The sequence below is a fragment of the Spirosoma harenae genome (assembly GCF_054776975.1).
The window spans coordinates 208,215-232,254 of sequence record NZ_BAAHBD010000009.1 but is presented as its reverse complement, the minus strand read 5'-3'; the positions used below and the strand labels follow the sequence as shown (position 1 = coordinate 232,254).

The 24,040-nt window shown below is 46.5% G+C and carries 18 protein-coding genes; 11 read left to right on the top strand and 7 right to left on the bottom strand.

Annotated features, from left to right (window positions below; all coding sequences use genetic code 11):
- Positions 1 to 208: 208 nt before the first annotated feature.
- Positions 209 to 1,726 (top strand): hypothetical protein, encoded by a 1,518-nt coding sequence (locus tag ACYVE4_RS13860; RefSeq protein ID WP_461040669.1) that lies wholly within the window; start codon positions 209 to 211, stop codon positions 1,724 to 1,726.
- A gap of 75 nt (positions 1,727 to 1,801) precedes the next feature.
- Complete coding sequence (locus ACYVE4_RS13855; RefSeq protein WP_461040667.1) at positions 1,802 to 4,519, top strand: T9SS type A sorting domain-containing protein; 2,718 nt, start codon at positions 1,802 to 1,804, stop codon at positions 4,517 to 4,519.
- Between the two features lie 125 nt (positions 4,520 to 4,644).
- Here ACYVE4_RS13855 and ACYVE4_RS13850 read toward each other — a convergent pair whose 3' ends face one another.
- The 7 genes from ACYVE4_RS13850 to ACYVE4_RS13820 all read right to left on the bottom strand — a co-directional run bounded on the left by ACYVE4_RS13850 (position 4,645) and on the right by ACYVE4_RS13820 (position 10,559).
- Positions 4,645 to 5,676: a sensor histidine kinase gene (locus ACYVE4_RS13850; protein ID WP_461040665.1), complete on the bottom strand. Its 1,032-nt coding sequence runs from the start codon at positions 5,674 to 5,676 to the stop codon at positions 4,645 to 4,647.
- Positions 5,677 to 5,969: 293 nt separating this feature from the next.
- Complete coding sequence (locus tag ACYVE4_RS13845; protein WP_461040664.1) at positions 5,970 to 6,983, bottom strand: ScyD/ScyE family protein; 1,014 nt, start codon at positions 6,981 to 6,983, stop codon at positions 5,970 to 5,972.
- A gap of 271 nt (positions 6,984 to 7,254) precedes the next feature.
- On the bottom strand, positions 7,255 to 8,100 hold the full coding sequence (locus ACYVE4_RS13840; protein ID WP_461040662.1) for a DUF6597 domain-containing transcriptional factor: 846 nt from the start codon (positions 8,098 to 8,100) through the stop codon (positions 7,255 to 7,257).
- 37 nt (positions 8,101 to 8,137) lie between these two features.
- Positions 8,138 to 8,809: a hemerythrin domain-containing protein gene (locus tag ACYVE4_RS13835; protein WP_461040660.1), complete on the bottom strand. Its 672-nt coding sequence runs from the start codon at positions 8,807 to 8,809 to the stop codon at positions 8,138 to 8,140.
- Between the two features lie 175 nt (positions 8,810 to 8,984).
- Complete coding sequence (locus tag ACYVE4_RS13830) at positions 8,985 to 9,377, bottom strand: RidA family protein (protein WP_461040659.1); 393 nt, start codon at positions 9,375 to 9,377, stop codon at positions 8,985 to 8,987.
- Between the two features lie 111 nt (positions 9,378 to 9,488).
- Positions 9,489 to 10,238 (bottom strand): VOC family protein, encoded by a 750-nt coding sequence (locus tag ACYVE4_RS13825; RefSeq protein ID WP_461040657.1) that lies wholly within the window; start codon positions 10,236 to 10,238, stop codon positions 9,489 to 9,491.
- Between the two features lie 180 nt (positions 10,239 to 10,418).
- Entirely contained in the window at positions 10,419 to 10,559 is a 141-nt protein-coding gene (locus tag ACYVE4_RS13820) for a hypothetical protein (RefSeq protein ID WP_461040719.1), read from the bottom strand.
- A gap of 184 nt (positions 10,560 to 10,743) precedes the next feature.
- On the opposite strand from ACYVE4_RS13820, the gene ACYVE4_RS13815 reads away from it, so the two are divergent.
- From ACYVE4_RS13815 to ACYVE4_RS13775, 9 genes are all read left to right on the top strand, one after another.
- Positions 10,744 to 11,973, top strand: a complete 1,230-nt coding sequence (locus ACYVE4_RS13815) for a multidrug effflux MFS transporter (RefSeq protein WP_461040656.1) — start codon at positions 10,744 to 10,746, stop codon at positions 11,971 to 11,973.
- 313 nt (positions 11,974 to 12,286) lie between these two features.
- Complete coding sequence (locus tag ACYVE4_RS13810; protein ID WP_461040654.1) at positions 12,287 to 13,417, top strand: hypothetical protein; 1,131 nt, start codon at positions 12,287 to 12,289, stop codon at positions 13,415 to 13,417.
- Between the two features lie 56 nt (positions 13,418 to 13,473).
- Complete coding sequence (locus tag ACYVE4_RS13805; RefSeq protein WP_461040652.1) at positions 13,474 to 13,734, top strand: hypothetical protein; 261 nt, start codon at positions 13,474 to 13,476, stop codon at positions 13,732 to 13,734.
- A 907-nt stretch (positions 13,735 to 14,641) separates the two neighbouring features.
- Positions 14,642 to 15,343, top strand: a complete 702-nt coding sequence (locus tag ACYVE4_RS13800) for an NUDIX hydrolase (protein ID WP_461040650.1) — start codon at positions 14,642 to 14,644, stop codon at positions 15,341 to 15,343.
- 278 nt (positions 15,344 to 15,621) lie between these two features.
- The gene (gene xylA, locus ACYVE4_RS13795; RefSeq protein ID WP_461040648.1) at positions 15,622 to 16,971 is read left to right on the top strand and encodes a xylose isomerase; all 1,350 of its coding nucleotides are present in this window, start codon (positions 15,622 to 15,624) and stop codon (positions 16,969 to 16,971) included.
- 59 nt (positions 16,972 to 17,030) lie between these two features.
- Positions 17,031 to 17,888 carry a transketolase gene (locus ACYVE4_RS13790; RefSeq protein WP_461040646.1) on the top strand — a complete coding sequence of 286 codons (858 nt, stop codon included), beginning with the start codon at positions 17,031 to 17,033 and terminating at the stop codon, positions 17,886 to 17,888.
- A gap of 10 nt (positions 17,889 to 17,898) precedes the next feature.
- Positions 17,899 to 18,855 carry a transketolase family protein gene (locus ACYVE4_RS13785; protein ID WP_461040644.1) on the top strand — a complete coding sequence of 319 codons (957 nt, stop codon included), beginning with the start codon at positions 17,899 to 17,901 and terminating at the stop codon, positions 18,853 to 18,855.
- Positions 18,856 to 19,107: 252 nt separating this feature from the next.
- Complete coding sequence (locus ACYVE4_RS13780) at positions 19,108 to 22,344, top strand: SusC/RagA family TonB-linked outer membrane protein (protein WP_461040642.1); 3,237 nt, start codon at positions 19,108 to 19,110, stop codon at positions 22,342 to 22,344.
- A 20-nt stretch (positions 22,345 to 22,364) separates the two neighbouring features.
- Positions 22,365 to 23,915: a RagB/SusD family nutrient uptake outer membrane protein gene (locus tag ACYVE4_RS13775; protein WP_461040641.1), complete on the top strand. Its 1,551-nt coding sequence runs from the start codon at positions 22,365 to 22,367 to the stop codon at positions 23,913 to 23,915.
- The last annotated feature ends 125 nt before the right edge of the window (positions 23,916 to 24,040 follow it).

The window sequence follows — 24,040 nt, the reverse complement described above, 5'->3', positions numbered from 1 at the left end:
ATGATAAGTTAGATAGTACTAATTAGAAAATGTAAGACTTATTTTTCTCAAAATTTATAAACTAAAATAATTTTATAGATACAAAAATATATATTTACGACCAAGAAAAATTTACTTATAATCTTAGTAACTAAACCCGCATGCTGTTTACGCAATCTACTTTTTTAGTGAATTAAGTTTGCGAAATAGCACGTATCACTCAATGTTTATGAAAAAACGTATCCTTGGCGTAATAACACTTTTATATGGCTTGGGACAGGTAGCAACGGCACAACCGGCTATTACCCCGGCTCCTGGTTATGTATGGCAGATGGTTAGTACAAGCACATATGCTACTGGACCACAACGAACGGGCTGCACTGGTGCCTGTAGTACGAATAATAGCTCCTTCGGATTACAGATTGAATGTCCACCCGATTTGCCATCGACGACAGTTCCGGGTTGTCCAGTCATTCAAAAGCAGATTTTCGGCAATATTGGTGAAAGCGGAGCCAATCGGAGTAGTTTGGCTGTATCACAAAATCCAGGTTGTGGAGGAACAACAGCAGGGGGAAACTGGCCAGCTTCATCAACAGCGACTCGACGCATTACACTAACTGAATGGACAAACCCGAACCCGGCCTCAGTAATTTCTAACGGGGCTATGACCGGAACTGTGTGCATTCCTACCGCAGCCCGAATTCTGATTGACGATGGGGCAGTCTGTGATGGGTCAGGAGTTGGTGCCGATGAATTGCGCTTTCTGGTTATCGGCGGTAATTCAGGAGCGCAGTCCAGTTTTAATATTACGGCTAACTACCAACTGAGTTGGTCGTCAAGTCAATACGGTGGAAGTGGTTCCACTGGAATGCAGACCGTTACGCAGAATTTAGTTGTTTTTGATGCCGGAAATGGGAATAATTATGATTGGGCAATGCAGCAGCCTAACCAATCCTGGTATTATCCATCGGTAGGTACGAATGTCGCTTCGTTTGGCACTTCATTACAGCAAACGTTCTCAGTACCAGCCGCTAGTATCAACCAGTCAGGCGGTTCATTTACCATTGATTTTACGGCTACAGCCAGTGTTGATCTGTCGCGTGGGCCTGGAAATGCAGACGCCCGTGTATCAATGGGACCCGGTTTTCATGGACGTGCCCGCTATGAGGTCGACTATCAATGCTGGCAAATTGTGCAGAATCCAATGCCGGTGCAGTTAGTTTCCTTTAACGGCAAAATGGGCGACGGCGTTATTAATTTGCAATGGGAAACGGCTGCAGAACAGAATAATAGTCATTTCGACATTGAGCGCAGTACCGATGCTAAATCGTTTGAAGCAATTGGCCGAAACGCAGGTAAAGGCACTGTTACGTCAACCCAGTATTATACGTTTTCGGATGAATCGCCAGCGAAAGGGATCAATTACTATCGCCTTCGTCAGGTTGATTTGGATGGAAAAGTGACACTCTCTAAAATCATCGCTGTACTGTATGATGAGCGTCAGCCGTTACTCGAATTGCTCGGCAATCCTACCGAAAAGCATGCCATTCGAATCCGGTTAAAAAATGCGTCTCCCGAGAACCTTCGCTTTTCGACATTGGTTGGCCAGCCAATCTCCTTTGATCTACAACTCGAATCCGACTCGGTCTATCGCTTGTATCCTCAGAATACGCTAACCAGAGGTGTGTATGTGTTTAGTCTTCAGGAAGGAACCGTGCAGATAAGCGAACGCCTGGTGATTCACTAATTAGTAAGAATGGCCGGAAGGGTGGGGAATAGGCAAGCCAGTTCTCTATCCTGCTTTTTCAATTACCCTAACTTTATGAATTTTCTACGAAAAGCTATTTCATTAGTAGCGGTTTACAGTGCATCTCTCCTGGCGGTAACGGCCCAGCAAGTGCTGATGCAGGGGTTTTATTATGATATTCCGAAAGCACAGTGTGGGGCTGCCTGGGCCGACACGATGGCTGCTAAAGCCGCTCAGTTAGCTGCTTCAGGATTTACCCATATCTGGACTCCTCCATTTCAGGGGAACGGTCCTAATAGTGGAGGTTATGATCCTAAGGACCTCTACATCGGGACCGCTGGTACGATGACGGCCTTAGGAACCAAGCAGCAAATTCTGAACATGGTTTCTGCCTTTTCCGGTGCTGGTATGCAGGTCGTTGGCGATATGATATATAACCACCGTGATGGCGGTTTGCCCGAAAATAATGACCCCGTTCTGGACTACATTATGAACCACGCGGGCAATACCAGTAATCAGAATTGCTACCAGTATTCCTATCCGTCGGATCGATATCGAATGATTCTACCAGTTGGAGGTGCGACTGGCAATGGCACAGGGAATTACTACATCAATATTAGCTCGCGGACAAGTACTTATGTCGGTAGCCAATATATGCTTTACGTAACGACAAATAAGATTGGTGGTTCGCGGTGGGCACCTATTAATCTACCAACCGTTATTGCTCCTGAGCAGGGGCCAGCTTACCCGATTCAATTGGGCACAAATTATCAGGTTACAATTGATAGCAATGGCGATTCAGATGAATTCCAAGTGTCGCTCAGCATGGCTGATTTCAATTTGACGGATACTCTGTTTATCCAGATGATCAATATTAACCCAGGCGATATTACATCCTATTCGAATCACCGTCCCTGGAAAATTTGGTATGATCCGCTCGGTTCTTCTGGAAACGGTTCTCCTCGCGATCTGGCCGATCAGGCGAATATGTTTGCAGCAGGTGGAGGCTTCAATCCAGCCTATAAGCTTCGGGCGCAAACCTTTACGAATTTCTGCGGATTACCCGGAGGTGGACCTTGCATGAACGGTAGTAATTTTCGCCCTAACTGGCTTGGCGATCCAGCCGCCGATGTCAATGCGACCTGTTTAGGGCCAGCCTATAGTCAGCAGAGTATGGATTATTTCTATGATTACGATCATCAAAATCCAGACACCAAACAGAAACTGATCGACTGGACCATCTGGAGTTGGGATCAAGTCGGAATCCGGGGTTTACGGATGGATGCGATCAAGCATTTTCCGGCTTCGTTTGTGGGCGATCTTTTGTGTGCTTTACACTCAGCGGGTAAAGATCCCAGCTTAATTGTTGGTGAATGGTATGGACAGGACCCTGGCCCACAGGGAAGTTGGTTGAATCAGGTGTATAGCCGATTAAATGCCTGTGGAGGAGCAGGTCTTAATCCAAAGGTATTTGACTTTAATCTCCGTGATCAACTCAAAAAAGCCAGCGATGGAGGGAATGGCGTGAGTACATCCTCCGATTGTAACGAGCCTAATTCCTGGGATGTACGCAGCATTTTTACCGGAAGTTTGCACGATGGGAGTAGTTTTAATGGTACCAACGTCGTAACCATGCTCAACAACCATGACTTTCGAAGTTCCGATCCAACATTTGGTGACGCGCTTATACATGATCGGGCCGATGCGCTCAATAGCTATGCTTATATGCTCACCAACAATCAGTTGGGAGTACCTACAATCTTCTGGCCTGACTATTACGGCTACCCATCAGCGGTAACTACGTGGAATGGGTCTGCCTGCGTTCCCCAGGCATATAGCTATTTTCCAAACTGGCCGCAAGGCGGTTTGAAAACGGAGATCGATCAACTCATCAGTGTTCTCAAAACGTATATAAATGGCTCTTCGGGAATCGACTACCTTAACAAATTTGGGGGACCGGCCATCAACTATTTTAGTGGTTGTTACAAGCGATCACTGATTTACCAGAATAATGCAACTGGAAGCGTAGGCGGCAAAGAAGTACTCAATGTAATTAACTATGGCGATCAGCCAATGGATGTCGAAATTCCTGTTATACAGCGCAATGGTGTTGGGCCTGGTGTGCTGTTTACAAGAGTAGCAGGAACAACCTCCACCGGCAATCCCGTGGTATCGGGGGGCGGTGTGCTGCGGGTAACGGTGCCAGCACATAGTTTTGCGACCTGGGTTCAGGGAGCTGCCTTGCCCGTCAACCTGGTAGCATTTGAGGTGAAAGCTGAGCCACAAGCCGTGCGATTGGATTGGCTTTCAACCGCTGAAAAGGCGTTTTCGGGATATCAACTCCAACGATCTCAGGACGCACACGAGTTTACAAATCTGGCCTGGGTAATGGCAAAGGGCGATAACGGAGCTTCGACAGTCTATAGTTATGTTGACCAGACAGCCCCTGTAGGAATTCCCTTATACTATCGTCTGAAAATGGTTGATCTGGATGGCAGCGTGACTTATTCCAAGATTCGGTCGGTTCGAATAGATTCCGATGCTTTATTGAGTCAGTTAGTGCCCAATCCAGTGCATGGAGTCGCTCAGTTGCTCATCAATAATCCAATAGATCAATCGGTAACAATCTCTGTCGTTACGACAAGTGGTCAGACGGTCTTTCTAAAAGCATATAATCTTAAGAAAGGAATCAACACAATTGATATTGATAGTTCAAAATTACCAGCAGGACACTACTCAGTGATTATTACAGATGGAGTAAGGCGGCAGACGGAGAAAATGATTGTCGAGTAAGGCGGTGTCTGAAGCGCGCAAGGGTTGGAGCAAATGGCCGTAAAGTACGAACCGTTATAAACAGCGAGCGATTGAGTTGAGGAAATGGTGAAGATGAACAAATATGTTACTGAGTTCGCTCTTCGTTAAATCTGGTCGAGTAAGGGTAGTAGAACCGTAAAATGCTCATTGTCTTCCTGAATGATAATGTCGGTTGAAGTTAGCATTCGGTATTTAGCTACAATATTGGTCAGGCCAACGCCATTACTGAGTGCACGTATGGGTTTCCGCTGGAGATTGTTTCGAACCTGTAACTGACCCGTTGTCGTCGTGGCTATTTCAATTAATAAGGGGCGATTGGTCAGAACGATATTGTGTTTGACGGCATTTTCGACCAGTAATTGCAAGGTTAACGGAGGCAGTGGGCTGGACAGGTAATTTTCCTCAACCATCATCTGTACACTAACTCCGGTGCCGTGTCGGGTTTGCAACAGGTGTGCGTAAGACTCAATAAAATCTAATTCCGTACGCAGCGAAACCAATTGTTGGTCATTGGCCTGAAGCAGGTAGCGATACATCTTCGACAGCTCATCAACAAACTGACTGGCCTGCGCTGGTGACTCGTCAATTAGCGCTGAAAGTGCGTTTAGTGAGTTGAATAAAAAATGAGAGTTGACCTGCCCCTTCAACGAATTAAAACGGGTTTGCCACTGAATTTTTATCAGTTCTTCTTTTTCCTTATACGTTTGTTTCCACTGAGTTAATACATAGCCACCTTCATAAACACTGATGTATACTACCTGATAAAATAATTGAATACCTACCGATGTAACGTAGTCGACCAGGCCGAGCCAAAGTGCTTCCCTTGAGCCCAATAGTAAATGAAAGCCGAAGCGAAAAAAGACGGCTGCATTAACGAGTAGGGGAGTCAGTATCAGCAGCAGTTGGAGTCGTTTAGGGGCCTGTTCCAGGCCAGGGTACCTGCGTTGTAGATAACGCGTGACAGCGCGGTTTAACTGCCAAAATAAAAAACCCGCTCCCAACCCGACCACTGCTGAGTGGGCGCGTGCAAGCGGACTGGCCTGAAGCCAAAACGAGAGTCGGAAAAATATATTCCCGAACAAAAAAAGGCCAACAGGGCCAAGCCAACGAAGTCGAGAGTCGTTGACAGGTATCATAGCTGAACGCTAGGAAAAGCGTGCTGGCAGCGCAATCGAATCGGGTCCGCGGCCAAATAGGTACTGTAAGTAGGAAAATAAGGTCGGGGAGGTAGGAAACAGGTGGACATATAGACCGCTGAATCAGAGCTTATATAGAGTACGTTTAAGTCGTAATTGCCATTGACAAATGTCGAAAATGTCATTCAATTTCACAATCGCCTTATCAGGTTCTATTTACCCTAAATCTCCTTCAGCAGACTTTAGCTGAATATGAGCGACGTTCGCCGAAGGGGATTTAGGGGTAAAGTAGACTAGAATGTGATTTTCAATAAGGCTCCGTCTCCCATGCTGGTGAGATATGCCGTATGATTATCAATAATTTTTAAGTCTGTTGGTAGATTCAGATTATTGAGCAATACGTCACTGCTGCTCCCTTTTGCTCGTAGCAATCGACCTGTTTTAGGGGTGAAACCCGTTGGACCAAACGCGGCAAATTCAAGGGCTAAATAATTTCCACTACCATCATTTTCAATATCGACCAAGCTGTTGAAGGTTTGCTGGAAGGGAGTGATATTGCCTGACAGGTCCATCCGGTAGATAAGGGCTTTGCCAGCCGGGAACGGAAAACCCAGCAACGTGCTGATAGCGAACTGCTTACCATCGTAGGTGATTCCCGTTGGTACCGATTCGATAAACGGTGGTCCTGGAGGTGGGCCAGCTGGATTGGGATTCTTAATACCAGGAACCGCCGTTACTACACTTAACTGGCCGGTTTTCGACCGACGAATAATGGCGTTGGCGGCTGCATCTGCGAAGTAAAGCGCACCGTCTGGCCCCAGGGTCATGCTATACAGATGCGATTCGCCAGTATCCTCGGTAAAGGTGTAATCGATGACGAACTTCTGAATATTTTCGGGAGTCAGACTAGAGGCTGGAATTGGTGCATTATCGGTTTTGTAGGATGCGAGATTCAGGGTGTATAGTCCCTTGGCGTTCAGAACATACAGCATACCATCGGCTACGAGCAGATGATCGGTAGCGTCTAGCTCATTATCAGGGCGTTTGAAGGAGTACAGGCCCGTAATGATCGGATGCACTTTTCCATCCGGAGTGATTTCCGATACACGACCATCGTTGTTACCAGTCCCTTGCTCGCTGACGAATAACCGTCCACTAGCGTCAGTTTCCACGCCAATTAGTCCCACTAAGCCGGTAGCGAGTGTGGTCATCGTCGGTTGAACGGGAGTGGTAATCCGGTGATCCTGACAGCCTGCGAGGAGACCGCCTACCAGAAAAAAAGAGAATACAGGCAGTTTGAAATTCATACTATGAGTTGGTTTTAAAAGAAAACTATTGGTTGACTGTTCATGGAAGCCGATTTATAGCAGCCATGCTTACTCGTGGCCCCACCATAACTGCGAGCGACGAGTCAGTACTCGGCTTTTAGGGCCATTGCTTGGTTTACGTTTTAATTTTTTAAATAGACGTTTCATGGTTTTTAGAAAAAAGGAATCCTGTGGTCGATCTGATTTAACCTCAGATCGACCCTAATTCGATAAAAAAGAGTGATTTAGCTTACGGCCTGATGACTACTAGTTAAGCACTCATTCGGGCAAATTGTCGGCAGGAACGTCGAAAATATTGATCCGTATCCTGATAGACCAGCGTTGGCACTTCATCCGAGAACTCTTTGAAGTCCCGGATAAAATGGGCCTGATCTGAATAGCCGAAGTTGTACGAAACGTCCAGCCAATTCGGTGCCGTTGAGGTCTGCTGGAACGACTCATACGCGTTCCGGAAGCGAATAATGCGCTGATACATCTTGGGAGACGTACCGTAACAGTCTTTAAAGCTACGTTCTAACTGGCGTCTGCTGATGGATAATTGTTCGCTAAGTGCTTCGATCGTAACGCTGCCTTTGGTTTGCCGGATCAGCCGGGTTGCTTCAACCAGGTAATTCCGTTCGGCCGTCAGATTCTGGAATTGCGCCAGGAGAAATGTTTCTGAAACGTTGATCACATCCTGAATAGCCGGTAAACCGTACACTTTTTCGACCAGCCGATTAATATCTCGGCCGAAGAAAGAATCCAGATCGGTAAAGTTGTTGAACAGCGAAGCCACAGGGATATTGAACAACTGTAGTAAGCTCTCTGGCTTCAGTCGGATACCAAACTTTCGTCCGCTTCCTACCGCCTTCCAGTGCACGTTACCCCGATAAAGGCCAACAAAAAAACCTTGCGGGAGCTTCTGCCAATTGTTATCCATCAACACATAAGCCGGATTATCATCCAGATGTATTATCAATTCCAACGTGCCAAACGGCAGGCAGCGCTGAACAGGTGATTCTTCCTGGCCGACCGTTTCAAAATGATGGAGCCAGTAGCACTCCACAAAAGGCTGTAAGGCTGGCGATGGTTTGAATTCCTGATAACTTGTGTTCATTGCGGTGAATAGACGGGGATGTGATGAATGCCTGTACTTAGGCCAGTTCCAGCGCGGCCTGTACTTTCGTTAGACGTTCGGCGGGTAGTTCCTCTTCAGCCATTTTCAGGAAGTGGCCGAACACCTCTGCTGGCGCTCCCTGTTTCACCCCCGACAGCCAGCCAATTACCTCTTTGTTGTTGATGGAACGCATCATCCAGCGACTCTCGGCCATCAATGTCTGGGGTGGAATAGAGGTTATAATCTCGTGCTCCATTGCCCGAATCTCATCATCGGTATAATGCTTCCAAAGCAGATAGATCAGCACGTTCTCTTCCTTGTTCATGTGGTAGAGGTTAAACGCAATGAACTCGCTGAATGCAAAACTTATACGTTGGCCAATAGCTTCTCGCTGGGGAGCAGACAGCGTATCCGTCCACTCCTGAATATAATCAAAAAGTGTCTGGGTTAAGCGATGATCGATCTCGTGATCTTTTTCCAGTTCATCAATGAGTTGAGCGTTGTGTTTGCGAATGTGAGGCAGAATAAATCGGTCCTCATGTTCGGCGTGATCATCAAAAAAAAGAAGTACCTGCTTTAACTGATCAACCACTGTACTGGCTTCTGGCTGAGAAAAATCGGTTTGTTGTAGGCGAATGGCCGAGTCATAAAGCATACCCCGCAGGCCTTTATGAATTTGATTGAACACGTTATAACGTTGGTTTTGCATTGGACTTGGTCGTTTTAGAGGAACTAATTGTTAATGGATAAAGCGACAAACGGCCCTGATTCGTTGTGGCTGTTGCGCTGAGGGCTGATTGTTTTCCCACACACGGGTTCCGGCGAGGACAAAGGTTACAGCCTCCCTTTAGCTGGTTGATAGTCTGACACATAGAGCCGAAGAGTTAGTTGACTGCTGTTGCTTCGATTTCAACCTTGAGCTGCGGGAAAGCCAATGCTTGTACTTCGGTCAACGTACTGGATGGTGTACAACCGCTACGTTTCAACCGATCAATAACCTGACCGTAAGCGGCAAAAAACTGCTCAATGGACGTCGTATAAAAATTGAGCCGTACAACATTCTGAAAGGCGTATCCTGCCTTCTCCAATACGGCGTCCAGGTTGTTGAGGCAAAGTTCGATTTGCTCGCTCATACTGCCTTCAACAGGTTGCCCCTGCGCATTCATGGCTGCCTGCCCAGCGCAATACAGGGTATTGCTTCCGCCCGGAACTTCAACGGCCTGTGCATAGCCTAACTGGTCTTGCCATTGCCAGGGATTAATGATTGTTTTGTTCATGAGTACTGTTGTTAAAAAAGTTGTTGGTTTAATTACTATGCAAAGGTAGATCGCGGAATAGGCCGGGTATTGAATAAATGCGACACGGGGAAAAAATTGTCAACAAATTATTCACGACTCACTGATGGCCATCTGCGCATCCACGTTCTCCGAAACGTAGCGTTGACGATAATCCATCGCATAGCCGATTGGTAACTGATTCACTTCATACGAATACAGTTCCTGCTGAACATCAGATGAGCCATTGGTGAATTGAACCCGACAATAATTAAGTCCTGCTTTTGTGTTGGTGAACAGCCAGTGACGACCTTCCTTCGCCAGAATAAACAGACCATTATCATCGCCCAGTGCATTGAAATCGGGTTTTGGCGTTGTTTTATGGAATTGATTCACCCGAAATCGCCGTTGAATCTCGTGGCTTGTATAAGCGACATCCTGCGTGGTCAGGCCGATCTCACTAATGCCCTGGAATAATTCCGGTACGGTTAGAGCTGGGTTATTCAGGTTGAGCTCCGTTCGGGCAATAAACTCCAGTAGATTGCCATTCGTATCGTAGAAATAACAGGCTTTGGCCTGCCAATCAGGGAAATAAGCAACGGTCTTTTCAGGCGTATGCGTAGGCAGGTAATCCAGATCGTAGTAATACATAAGTACATCCAGCGAATCGCTCGGTACATTGATCGCAATATGATAAGGCGCTACTGGCTGGTCGACAAGGCGAAATGTCAGGCGAGTGTGTCCAACTAATACAGTGATTTGGGCCGCTGAATGAACCAATAGAGGTAATCCTAATCGACTAACGTAAAAAAGTCGCGTAGCCTCCAGGTCGTTACTATACAGGTCAAGTTCGAGAATTTTCATAAAAAGAGGATAATGGAATAGTCAGGAAGCGTTTGTTTATGTCATCATTTCGTAGTCAAAACTAGTTGAGCCTACTGAATGCCCATAGGTAACTCTGTATGAAGCGACAAAAGCAGCTACTGAAACGTGAATTAGTCTCTTGTAGTGCATCGAAGTTATGTCGAAAAATACGATCAACCGTTATGAAGGGCGCACGATACATTCCACCTGTACTCGTTTGTGGGCGCTAAACGAATCGGATATGTTGTCGCTCAGGTTGATGAAAAAATCTTTCCTTTCTACATCGCCGAGATTTTCACCCTGGTAAAGCTTCTGGTGGATAATGCCAATCGAATGTACCCGATTTTTACCGTTGAGTATGGCTTCGCGGAGTTTCGTCGTCGATATACCTGTCGGCTAATCTCCGAAATTGTTTGATAATTTTTAACCGTTTCAGACCGTATTGAACCTGAACTTGTATGAACACGGCAGGGTTGATTGAGGTAAAAGTAGTCCGTAATTTTCGATGTCCAAAAAGACATATTTCTTCCTGATTCTGATCTTGGGTAGTCTAACGGCGCTGGGGCCGTTTTCCATTGATATGTATCTACCCGGCTTCCCGGCCATCGCCAACGATCTGCACACCACCGCTGCCAAAGTATCGCTTTCTTTGTCCGGTTTTTTCATCGGTATTTCAGTAGGACAACTGCTTTATGGACCATTACTTGACCGGTTTGGCCGAAAGAAACCGTTGTATATCGGGCTGATTGTTTACATAGTTGCCTCGGCAGGTTGTGCGTTAACGACGAGTATCGACGGATTGATTCTTATGCGTGTCATTCAAGCCATCGGTAGTTGCGCAGCAGCAGTGGCATCAGTGGCAATGGTACGCGATTTGTTTCCAGTAAAGGACAATGCCAAGGTATTTTCCCTTTTACTATTGGTAGTCGGTGCTTCGCCAATGATTGCGCCCACGGTGGGTGGTTATGTGACCACTGCCTTAGGTTGGCAAACTGTATTTGTTATCCTGATGGGGATGGGCATTATTATTTTAATTGCTGTTTTCTTCTGGCTACCTACCAGCTATACACCCGACAAGTCCATTTCGCTGAAGCCCAAACCGATTTTGCTTAATTTCTGGAAGGTATTGCGTGAACCCCAATTTAACACCTATGCCTTCACCAGCGCCATCGCCTTTTCCGGCTTATTTGCTTATGTGTCGGGCTCACCGATTTTGTTTATGGAGGTGTTTCATACCGATGGAAAAGTGTATGGATGGATATTCGCTGCTCTTTCGGTTGGTTTCATCGGGGCAAGCCAGGTAAATACCTTATTGCTCCGCACGTACAAGAGCGAACAAATCGTCAACGTTGCCTTGATTGGTCAGGTAATTATTGGCTTAACGTTTTTGGGCGTTACACTGGCGGGTTGGCTGACGCTTCCGATCACTCTGGTTTTTCTCTTCCTGTTTCTTTGCTGCATCGGTTTTACAAACCCCAATGCAGCCGCATTATCGCTGGCTCCTTTTGCTCAAAATGCCGGAAGTGCTTCGGCATTGATGGGGGCTCTCCAAATGGGAATGGGCACCTTAATTTCGGTATTTATTAGTATGTTCGAGGTTCCTTCAGCTCTTCCAATGGTGCTGGGAATGGCTGGCTCTTCAACGATTGCCCTGCTGGTATTAGTAACAGGACGAAAACGAATTACCACTCAGGTCGAGATTCATAAAGAAGCCGATACTGCCTTACTTCATTAATTGTGTCTTCTTCCCACCATTCAAGTGGTGCGCTGATTTTTAGCGACCGGATTACTATGTCAAATCGCCGACTACCAACCCGAAGGCCCCGCTGACAGTTATGGACCCGATTGGTTTCCGTTGCATTCGAGCCAATTAACGATTGGCTACACCTAGTTGTCAGCATCAATAAAAACCGGATTAGGCGATTGTTCTAGTCCGGTTTTTTATTGATGAATACAGGATGCGTACGTTCGGAATCCGTTTTTGTACGACATTTAAAAATATCTTTACTGAGATTATGAAACCTCGGTATAAGCCATTTGTCCTATCAATGAAAAGTCTACTTGTGTTTTTGATCCTTATACTGGCGATTTCAGTCGGGTCCTTCGCACAAAACGCTTCCTTGCCTGATTCGACGCAGCGCAATGTTCTCTTCGGCAGCGACTCGATACTGGCCTTTACCCTCACGGCTTCTTTTCCGCGCATTATCAAAGACCGGGGCGACACCACGATGATCCACTCTGCCCAGCTCAAGTATCATGGGGCTCAGGGAGACACCGTAACACTCCCCGTAAAACTCCAGGTACGCGGCAACTTTCGTAAGCTGTGGAACAACTGTTCGTTTCCACCCCTGTATCTGGATGTACCCAAAAAGAAAGCCCGTCAGACCGTGTTTGCTAACCAGAACAGGCTAAAGTTGGTAACCCACTGCGAAGGTGAGGAATACGTTGTGCGGGAGTACCTGGTGTATCGGCTTTACAATCTGCTCACAGACTACAGTTTTCGGGCACGATTATGCCGGGTAAACTATGTCGATTCAGCCGGTAAACGACCTGCCGAATCCCGTTGGGGAGTGCTGCTGGAAGATGAATCCGATCTGATGAAACGTAATGGAGGAGTACCTAATAAACTTCGGCAAATCAGCATGGCCAACATGGATTCTCTGCACATGGCTACACTGGCTGTGTTTGAGTACCTGATTGGCAACACGGATTGGTCGGTACCCTATCGACATAATATCCGGCTCCTAACGGTTCCTACAATTAAAAATCCTGTGCCGGTACCTTACGATTTCGACCAATCGGGCATCGTCGATGCCTTCTATGCCCGCCCTTCCGAGAACATTGGAACGGCCTCGGTACGGGAACGGGTTTACCGAAGTATTGCCTTCTCTCCAGAGTTGTTTCACCGGGTATTTGAGCGGTTCAACCAACTGAAACCACAGGTTTACGCCCTCTATACGAATAACCCTCACCTGGATTCCGTCTATGTAAAGCGCACACTAACCTACCTGGATGAGTTTTATGCGGTCATCAACAACCCGGTTAAAGTTTCTTTGGGTCGAGTCCAGCGCAGTGAGGTTGCCAAAAAGCCAAAGGCGCTTGCTGCAGTAGAAAAACAGAGCCCTCCCAAAACGACTGCTGCTAAGTCTGCTACTAAAAAAGTGAGTGTGAAAAAATAAGTATAGCCGTCGAGACTTCTGAACTCTGGTGACGGATCGAATTGAGACCGGATAACATGATGAAAAAACACACGTATCAGGAGGTCATTATATTTACGTTCATCGCCCTGGCGTCCATCGCGTTAACACGGTATTGCCAGCAGACAAGTATAACTAAAACACACATCCATATGAAGGACGGTAAAACAACAGTAGAGGAATTGCCGGGAGATTATTACGGAGTTATCTACAAAGGTCCGTGGTGGGTGCCCGTGCTGGTTGTGGCTGGTATAGTAGGAGCTAGCGCATATTTGATTTGGAGGGCAGGGAAAAAATAAACTGGGTAATAAAAGAGCGGGTCACTATAAAGCCCCCGTGTAGCTATAAAGATTGTATTCCCTGACTGACGATAAGTTAGTACTCATGGAAAATGAATATAACGCTGACTCTTATAGAGTTGGCGTTTTTTTGTTACTTATCACGGACAGATTGAGTCTAAATCATACTGTCTAACCCATAGACATGCTATAGAACTCAAAACCCCTGGCCAGTGATGGCAGGGGTTTTTGATTTCGTCTTTTGTACCACCAATCCCCCCGCAACAAAATCAAAAATAGGTGTAACAATCTCTAAAAATCATGCTTTTGTTTTTTAGTTAATATGCTGACTATAAGGCATTTATTTATTATGGCGAATTTGTAATTAGTTGAACAATTTTCGAAGTAGTACTGTCGGCTACACGTTCTAATTTTGACTCACTGAATCGGATAAAGGATTTAATACCTGCCGTAACTTGAACAAACTTTAAGAGGAAGAGTACCGTAACTTGACTTTAATTGTAGAGTACCAATCGTAACTTGAACAAACTGAAAAGAAGTACCGTAGCTTGAACTGGACGTAGAAAAAAGTACCCCGTAACTTGAACTGAACGTAGAAAGGAGAGTGCCGTAACCTGAATTTTTACAACCGAATTGTATGGCTTTATCAAACTGTATTTAATGTTGAGTAAACATCAGACAACCCGGCCAAGGATGAGCCGGGATTTGTTTTGTGACTAGGCTGATTACTAAAAGTCTAAAAGTTAGGATAATAATAATTGTGTATGACACGCCCCTGCCGATGGTTGGGGTTTTGTTTTGTCTATACCTTTCGTTTGAACTGCAAAATATTGGGGTATTTCGTCTTACCTTCGATATTAAATGAAATATTGTCTTTCAGAGGCAAAAGATTCCGAAATTCCATAGCATGTTAGAGCAATATAAACAGCAGCAACCTTATTTATTAGCTTTAGATTCAATCATTTTTGGCTTTGACGGAGAAATGCTGAAAGTGCTTCTTGTCAAGAGGGGAGTAGAGGATAAAACCTGGTCTCTGATGGGAGGCTGGCTCCAGCCTGATGAAGGTCTTGAACAAGCCGCTGCCCGAATTTTATTTGATCTAACTGGCCTAACGAACGTATACCTAGAGCAATTACACGCGTTTGGCGATCCGAATCGAGACCCGATTGTTCGAACAATCTCAGTCGCTTACTTCGCTTTAGTTAAAGTAGCAGACTACGAGACAAAAATTTCAGAGGATTATCAGGCCAACTGGTTTTCTATTTATCACCTTCCTCCATTGTTATTTGATCATGGTGACATGGTCGATTTAGCTATCAAGCGACTACGGTATAGGGCTGCGCAGCAGCCTATCGGCTTTGAACTTTTGCCAGAAAAGTTTACAATCCCCCAACTCCAGAAATTATACGAAGCGATTTATAATACAGAATTCGATAAGCGAAATTTTAGCCGGAAGATTCTGTCGATGGATCTTCTCATCAAGCTGGAAGAGAAACAAAAGGGCTTTTCAAAGCGGGGAGCGTTCTTTTATCAGTTTGATAATCATAAATATGGCCAAATCACTAATGCCTTCTTAAGTTTCATACCCACCTCTGAATTAGCCTTGTAAGTGTATTAATCCACAACTGTACTATTTTGAGATAAACGGCTATCAGTAATCATAGCAATTTTTTGTGTAAAATAATGAATGTCAACTTGACATTTAAAATAATAAGTACCACTTTTACAGGCGATAAAAATAAGTGTCAATAATACACCTAATGCTATTTGATACTGTTTTTGATACTCTGCAACGAGTTAGATTAATAAAACAAGATCGCGAATGGCTAACGCAGACGCGGTTGACCATTGACATTATCTCTTGAAAACCACTGAATTATTTACGATATGACTGCTGAACAAGTATCCTCAACTATTACACTGGGCGACCGCGAATTTTTCCCCGGTATTGGTTCTATTGGCTATGAAGGACCAAAATCTAAAAATCCATTAGCTTTCAAATGGTATAATCCTGAGTTAGTTATCCGTGGAAAATCCTTACGCGATCAACTGCGCTTTGCCATCAGTTACTGGCATACGTTCTGCGGAACAGGTGGTGATCCGTTCGGTCCGGGAACGCGCGTATTTCCCTGGGATCAGGATCAGGACGCCAATGTACGGGCAAAACTGAAGATGGATGCTGCGTTTGAGTTCATAACCAAAATGGGTGTTCCGTATTACTGTTTCCATGACATTGATCTGGTCGACGAAGGTCCTTCTGCCAGTGATTATGAGAGTCGGCTGGAAAAGATTGTTAATTATGCTAAGCAAAAACAAGCGGCAAGTGGGGTAAAACTGCTTTGGGGTACGGCCAACGTATTCTCGAACCCCCGCTACATGAATGGGGCATCTACCAATCCTGATTTTGCGGTATTGGCTTATGCTGGAACACAGGTCAAAAATGCAATTGATGCCACTATTGCTTTAGGCGGAGAAAACTATGTGTTTTGGGGTGGCCGCGAAGGCTATATGTCGCTCTTGAATACCAACATGAAACGGGAAGTTGAGCACCTGGCCCAATTTCTGACCATCGCCCGCGACTATGCTCGTAAGCAAGGGTTCACCGGTACATTTTTTATTGAGCCTAAGCCCATGGAACCCACCAAACACCAGTACGATTATGATGCGGCTACGGTGATTGGTTTCCTTCGTCAATACGGTCTGGACGACGATTTTCAATTAAATATTGAGGTAAACCACGCGACATTAGCAGGCCACACGTTTGACCATGAATTACAGGTAGCGGCTGATGCGGGTATGCTGGGCAGTATTGACGCCAATCGGGGAGATTACCAAAATGGCTGGGATACAGATCAGTTCCCAATCAATCTATATGAGTTGGTCGAAGCTGCTCTGGTTATTCATCAGGCCGGAGGTATTAAACCCGGCGGGATCAATTTCGATGCTAAGGTGCGCCGGAATTCGACGGATATAGACGATTTATTTGTAGCCCATATTAGTGGTATGGATGCCTTTGCGAGAGCGTTTATTGTGGCAGATGCTATCCTTCAGGATTCTGATTACCTCAAGTTTCGCCAGGAGCGGTACAGCTCATTCGACAGTGGTCAGGGAAAGGCGTTTGAAGAAGGGAAATTGAGTCTGGAAGATTTACGTAGTTATACGTTGGCAAATGGTGAGCCTCAACTTCGGAGTGGTAAGCAGGAATGGCTCGAAAGTATCATTAATCAATACATCTAAATCACCTTTTACCACTAACGGACTAGCAAAGTTTCTGAGTAACTACAGATAGTAATTATATGATAACCAGTGAACTAAAAAAAGTAGCATCTCAGGTGCGCCGGGATATTGTTCGGATGGTACACGGCGTGTCATCGGGCCATCCAGGCGGTTCGCTGGGATGCACCGATGTTTTGGTCAGTCTGTATTTTCAGGCTATGGATTTGAAAACAGACGATCAGGATTCGGTTATATTCGATATGAGTGGCTCAGGCGAAGACATGTTCTTTTTGTCAAATGGACATATCTCGCCAGTGCTCTATTCTGTCCTGGGTCGCCGAGGGTATTTCCCTGTGAGTGAGCTGGCTACGTTCCGCAAGCTGGATTCCCGGCTACAGGGTCATCCCGCAACCGCTGAACACTTACCTGGTATACGAATTGCGTCTGGCTCGTTAGGGCAGGGACTATCGGCAGCTGCCGGGGCTGCATACGGCAAGAAAATTCGAAAAGATCCGCATCTGGTTTATTGCTTAATGGGCGATGGAGAGCAGCAGGAAGGGCAGATCTGGGAAGCGGCAGCGTTCATTCCGCATCGGCAACTCGATAATCTAATTGCAATCATTGATTTTAATGGTCAGCAAATCGACGGACCAACCAACGTAGTCCTGAATAACCGGGATTTGGGTGCTAAGTACGAAGCGTTTGGCTGGACAGTACTTCACATGGATGGCAACAATCTAGACGAAGTACTCACTACGCTGAAAGCAGCTAAAAAGGCTAGTGGTAAGGGCACACCCATCTGCATAATCATGAAAACGGAGATGGGGCAAGGCGTTGATTTCATGATGCATACGCATAAATGGCATGGCACGGCACCGAACAATGACCAATTGGCCGCAGCCCTAGCTCAACTGGAAGAAACCCTTGGCGACTACTAATTCTGATCCCATGAAAACGTACACATTTACCGAAAAGAAAGATACCCGTTCTGGTTTTGGCGCGGGCATGGCCGAATTAGGTCGTTCAAATCCGAATGTCGTTGCCTTATGCGCTGACTTGGTAGCCTCCCTGAAACTGGATACGTTCATTAAAGAAAACCCTGATCGTTTCATCCAATGCGGTATTGCTGAAGCAAATATGATTGGCGTTGCGGCTGGCCTGAGCCTGAACGGATTGGTTCCCTACGCCACGACGTTTGCCAACTTTGGCTCAAGTCGGGTGTTGGATCAGATTCGGCAGTCGGTAGCTTATTCCAATAAGAACGTTAAAATCTGTGTATCCCATGCTGGTCTCACACTGGGTGAAGACGGCGCAACGCACCAGGTGCTGGAAGATATCGGTATGATGAAGGCACTACCAGGAATGACGGTAATAAACCCCTGCGATTTCAACCAGACCAAAGCCGCTACGATTGCTATTGCTGACTACGAAGGACCGGTTTATTTGCGGTTTGGGCGCCCAGTCGTACCAAACTTTACTTCTGCCGATCAACCCTTTGAAATCGGAAAGGCAATCGTCTTCAATGAGGGAGCTGACGTATCCATTTTCGCGACGGGTCACCTATTATGGCAGGCATTGGAAGCCGGTAAACTCCTGGCGGAACAAGGTGTAGAGGCTGACATTATCAATATCCACACCATCAAACCGCTTGACAAGGAAGCCATTCTAAAATCAGTCTATAAAACGGGCTGCGCCGTGACTGCTGAAGAACATCAAATGAATGGTGGGTTGGGCGATAGCGTAGCGCAGCTTCTTTCGTTAAACCATCCGACCCCGCTGGAAATGGTGGCCGTAAACGATTCGTTCGGGGAAAGTGGGACACCGGAGCAACTTATGGAAAAGTACGGATTGACGGCCGCATCGATTGCCGCTAAAGCGTTATCGGTTATCCAACGAAAAAAATAAGCATCATTTTTAAGCGTTTATATCTATCAAAAAAAGCCTGATTTTCAGGCTTTTTTGTTGCTATTAGCTGAAATTAATACTCGTAATAGTTTAATAAAAAATAAAAATATTGTAAAAAGCTTGACTTCCTAAAATCGGCTTTTACCTTTGTATTCAACATTGTTGAATTTTAATAAACTATGTTATTTGTACTGGAAAAGGCGTTTTGCTTTTTCAGATACGTATGCCCTAAACCCTAATCATACCTCTTTCATGAAGAAAATTATCCAAAATCCGCATAGGGATTTTACAAGATTCCTATGCCCTGTTCTCTCCATGGCCTTCCTGGTTTCAGGGGCTTGGGAGGTATGTGCAGCAGGGCTTGGCGAAGAGTCCAGAACTGGCCGAAAAAGCGGTTCGTATTATGCTAAACCGATACTCCCGCAATTCGAGAAAAGGTCTTCCAACGTACTGAACAACGTTGATCGAACCATTTCGGGTAAGGTAACCGACGAAAACGATCAGCCCATGCCTGGCGTCAGTATCGTGGTGAAAGGCTCGACGATCGGTACAGCGACAAGAGCTGATGGGACGTTTTCGCTGAATGTAAAAGAAGGCTCTGCGACGCTGGTTTTCTCGTTCATGGGCTACATAGCGCACGAAGTTTCATTAGGCAACAAAAGCATTATCGATGTCAAATTGCTGCCCAATGCAGAACAGTTGAAAGAGGTTGTTGTCGTCGGGTATGGAACGCAGCAAAAGAAAGATCTGACGGGCGCGGTTGGCTCCATATCTGCCAAAGATATTGAAACGTCTACCATCAATACACCGGATAAAGCGTTGCAGGGCAAAATTGCTGGTGTACAGGTACATACCAATTCACACGCGCCTGGTGGTGGTATTGCAGTTCAGGTTCGGGGAACGGCTTCTTTGTCGGCTGGTGGTGCTCCGCTCTATGTGATTGATGGCATGCCGATCAGCAGTGGTGCACAAACGAGTGCCAGCACAGATATTGGTTCGTTCGGGGGCGCTCCTAATCCACTGAATTCGATTGATCCATCGGATATTGAGTCGGTGCAAGTGCTTAAAGATGCCTCTGCAACAGCTATTTATGGATCAAGAGCGGCCAATGGCGTTGTTCTGATCAGTACCAAACGAGGTAAAGCCAATCAGCATAATGTCGATTTCGACGTATCGGTTGGCGTACAGCAGGCCCGGCGCAAACTTCCGTTTTTAAATGCGGAACAATGGGCGCAACAGGCCAATGAACGCGCTACATTACTAGGCCGACCAGCGACCTATACGCCCGCTCAGGTGGCCGCGTTTGGGAATGGTACGGATTGGCAAAATGCAGTATTTCAGGCCGCACCGCGACAAACGTACAAGCTGGCGTTTTCAGGTGGTGGGCAGAATCTGCGGTATTTGATTGGCGGAAATTATACGAATCAGGATGGTATTTTGCCCGGTTCAAGCTTCAAACGCTACGGCACTACCATTAATCTGGACGCCGATATCAGCAAGCGTCTACGCGTTGGTGAAAGTCTGCTCTTTAGTGTAACGGATCAGTACACCGTTCCAACGGATACGAAAGGCTATGAAGGTATTTCTAATGTCATTAATGCGATCTATCAGGCGCCACCAACCATTCCGGCGCGGGACAGTCTCGGCATACCAAACAATCTGCGCAACTTCCCGCTAGGCAGTGGTCTGGAAAATCCATTGACCATGACCGAACAGTATAAACAGTTGAGCAATACGCTGCGGCTTATTGGTACCGCCTATGCCAACTATAATATCATGGATGGGCTGGATTTGGATATTCGGATTGGCGCTGATATTCGCGACTGGCGTTACCATGAATACTATCCAATCGGGTCAGAAGCGGCAGCGGGGGCGAGTGGAAAAGCGCGGCAAATAGCAGTGCGGAACCTCAACGTTACCAACTCCAATACGCTGACCTATACCAAAACGATCAATAGTCTCCACAAAATCAAAGTGTTGGCTGGCTATACCTACCAGCGGGAGAAAAACGAAACGTTGGATGCGTCGTCTTTCGGTTTCCCCAGCGATGTATTCCAATATTATAATTTAGGACTTGGCAGTAGCCCGCAAACGCCGGGTAGCAACCAGAACGAGTGGACACTCATTTCGTATTTGGGTCGGGTAAACTATACCTTCAACGATAAATATTTGCTCACGGCATCGATTCGGGCGGATGGTGATTCGAAGTTTGGCGTCAATAATAAGTACGGTATTTTCCCGTCGGTCGCGTTCGCCTGGCAGCTGGGGGATGAACCCTTCATCCGAAATTTAGGTGTTTTCGACCAGTTGAAATTACGGACCAGTTTCGGTCGAACAGGCAACGAATCCATCGGCGTATATAGGTCACTGTCACTGCTTGGTACGTCGTTTGGAACGCGCAGTTCTTACATTTTCGGCGGCTCAAAAGTGCCGATTGCGTACCCCAATAACATTCCTAATCCCGATCTGAGTTGGGAGAAAACGCAGGAATACAATCTGGGGATCGATCTGGCTATCTTCAAAAATCGGCTTAATGTTTCGGTCGATGCCTATTACAAGAAAACGACCGATCTGCTGCTTGATGTCCCCATTTCGTCTCAAACGGGTTTTAGTAGTGTCCTGAAAAATACGGGCGCGATGCTCAATAAAGGCATTGAAATTGGGGTAAACAGCACTAATCTGACGGGTAAACTAGGTTGGACAACGAACTTCAACATTGCCTTCAACCGCAACGAGATCCTGTCGCTGGGTGGTGCGCCGTACCAATACACCGGCTGGGTTGGTGGTGGCAATGTAACGCCCCACGACAAAAACACGGCCCGTCTGGAGCCAGGACATTCGGTCGGTGAGTTCTATGGATCGGTTTACGAAGGCGTCTGGAAATCAGCGGAAGAAATCAAGCAAGTCGGTACAATGCCAGCCGCCAAACCCGGCGACATTCGGTACAAAGACGTGAACGGCGACGGTACGTATAATACAGAGAGCGATGACGTATTTCTGGGCAATCCGAATCCGAAATTCAATTTCGGCCTGACCAACGACATAACGTATGGCCCTCTTAGCCTGCATGTATTTGTGTATGGTGAGTACGGAAATTCGGTGCTTAATCTGGCTAAGCAGCAGTGGTTACTCGACGGAGTGGGTGTTTCGGCTATGCGTCTGGATCGCTGGTCGCCAACGAATCCGAATGGTATTTATCCGGGTGCTGGTGCTTCAAATCCTCAGCGTGTTAGCTCAATTATGGTCGAGGATGGTTCATTCCTGCGTGTTCAGACCATCGCGCTGACCTACAGAATTCCGTCGTTCACCAAGATTATCAAAACCGCCCGGATTGGTATTGGTGTCGATAACCTGGCTGTTCTGACGAACTATACGGGCTATGATCCTGAGCTGAATTCGTACGGTTCCAGCAATACGGCCAAAGGCATGGATCGCTATGGGTATCCATCGGCTCGCACCTTGCGCCTTGATCTCAAACTGGGTTTTTAACTCCTAAACCAGCCTTTTCCATGATTACCCTATTTAAAACCAATAAAGTCACGGCCATCTGCGTGGGATTACTCCTCGCCGGAAGCACGGGTTGTAAGGATGCATTAGATGAAAAAGTGTACAGCCAGGTAGCCGTTGACGCTTTCTATAAAACCAGCGATCAGGCACAGTTGGCGTTGAATGGCGTGTACGGACGCTTGTGGGACGACACCTATCGTGATGGACAGTGGGTGACACTGGGCGACGTAACGGCGGGTATCCTGATTGGGGGCGGCTCCGCAAACGGCTCCGGCGACCGATCAGGTGTTACCAACGATTTCAACACGTTTTCCTGGAATTCCGACGCACTCGAACTGTCAACGGCCTGGGATTATTACTATGCCGCTATCAACCGGGCGAATGTCCTGATTGATAAACTGGCCGTTTCCACCATTCCAAACAAGACCCGGTTAGATGGCGAAACCCGGTTTTTACGGGCGCTCTTCTACTTTAATCTAGTCCGTATTTTCGGTGGTGTTCCCTTGCAAACACAAGGTACGACCGATCTGAGCGAAGTGAATAAACCGCGAAATACGGCCGAGGAAGTCTACGCCTTTATTGTCAAAGATCTGGAAACGGCGGCTAGTGAATTGAATCCGTATAGCGAGGGCGATCACACAGCGGGCAAGGCGACTTCCTTAGCGGCTACATCGCTATTAGCAAAGGTATACCTGCAACAGCGGCAGTGGCAAAAAGCGGCTGATGAAGCGAAGAAAGTAATCGATTCGAAAGTGTTTGACTTGATGCCCGATTATGAAAACATTGTGAATCCCGACTTCCGCAATGGTAAAGAAATGATTTTCGCGATTCAGCACGGGGGCAATTCCAACAGTACATCGCAACTGTATCAAACGCGGATGATCTACTTGTTCGGCCCTCCGGCAATGTCGTTGTCAAATGGTACCAGCATCCAGTTTCACTTGTTAAAAGATCTGGTGATTTTTCAGGCGCGAAAAGAGTTTTTTGCCAACTCGCCCGATACGTACCGGAAATGGTGGTCGGTGCGCGATAAGATGCCCTATTATTATAAAAATGGTATCAAGGATCTGGTGCGCGATACGGTAAAAATGTATGCCCCTTTCCTTACCAAATTCAACCGGGTTGATTTTTCAACGGGTATCCTGCGGGAAGGTGTTGACTATCCATTGATTCGGTACGCAGACGTGCTACTTACCTACGCCGAAGCGATCAATGAATTGGGTACGCCAACTCCGGCAGCCTACGACGCAATCAATAAAGTACGTCAACGGGCGCGGGCTGTGGGTACGGTGAATGCGCAGCCAGCCAGCGTTTACCCTGATTTGGTCGGACTCAGCCAGGTGCAATTTCGGGATGCATTGCTAACCGAACGAGCCCGTGAATTTGTTGGCGAAGGGCATTACCGCTGGGATTTGATCCGTCATGACCGGTTGATTACCAACGCGAAACAATTGGGTATTTCAGCGGCTACCGATAAACACGTACTGTTTCCAATTCCTGCCCTCCAGCTAAGTCGCAATACGGCGCTCAAGCAAAATACAGGGTATAATTAAGGTGGCTGATGGCTTTATCTCGATACGTAAAACGGTCTGTTCGCTCTGTCAATCAATGCTTTTAATACATTTCTTATCTTTTTTGATTTTATGAATCAACGTACATGCAATGCCTGGCTAAGGTT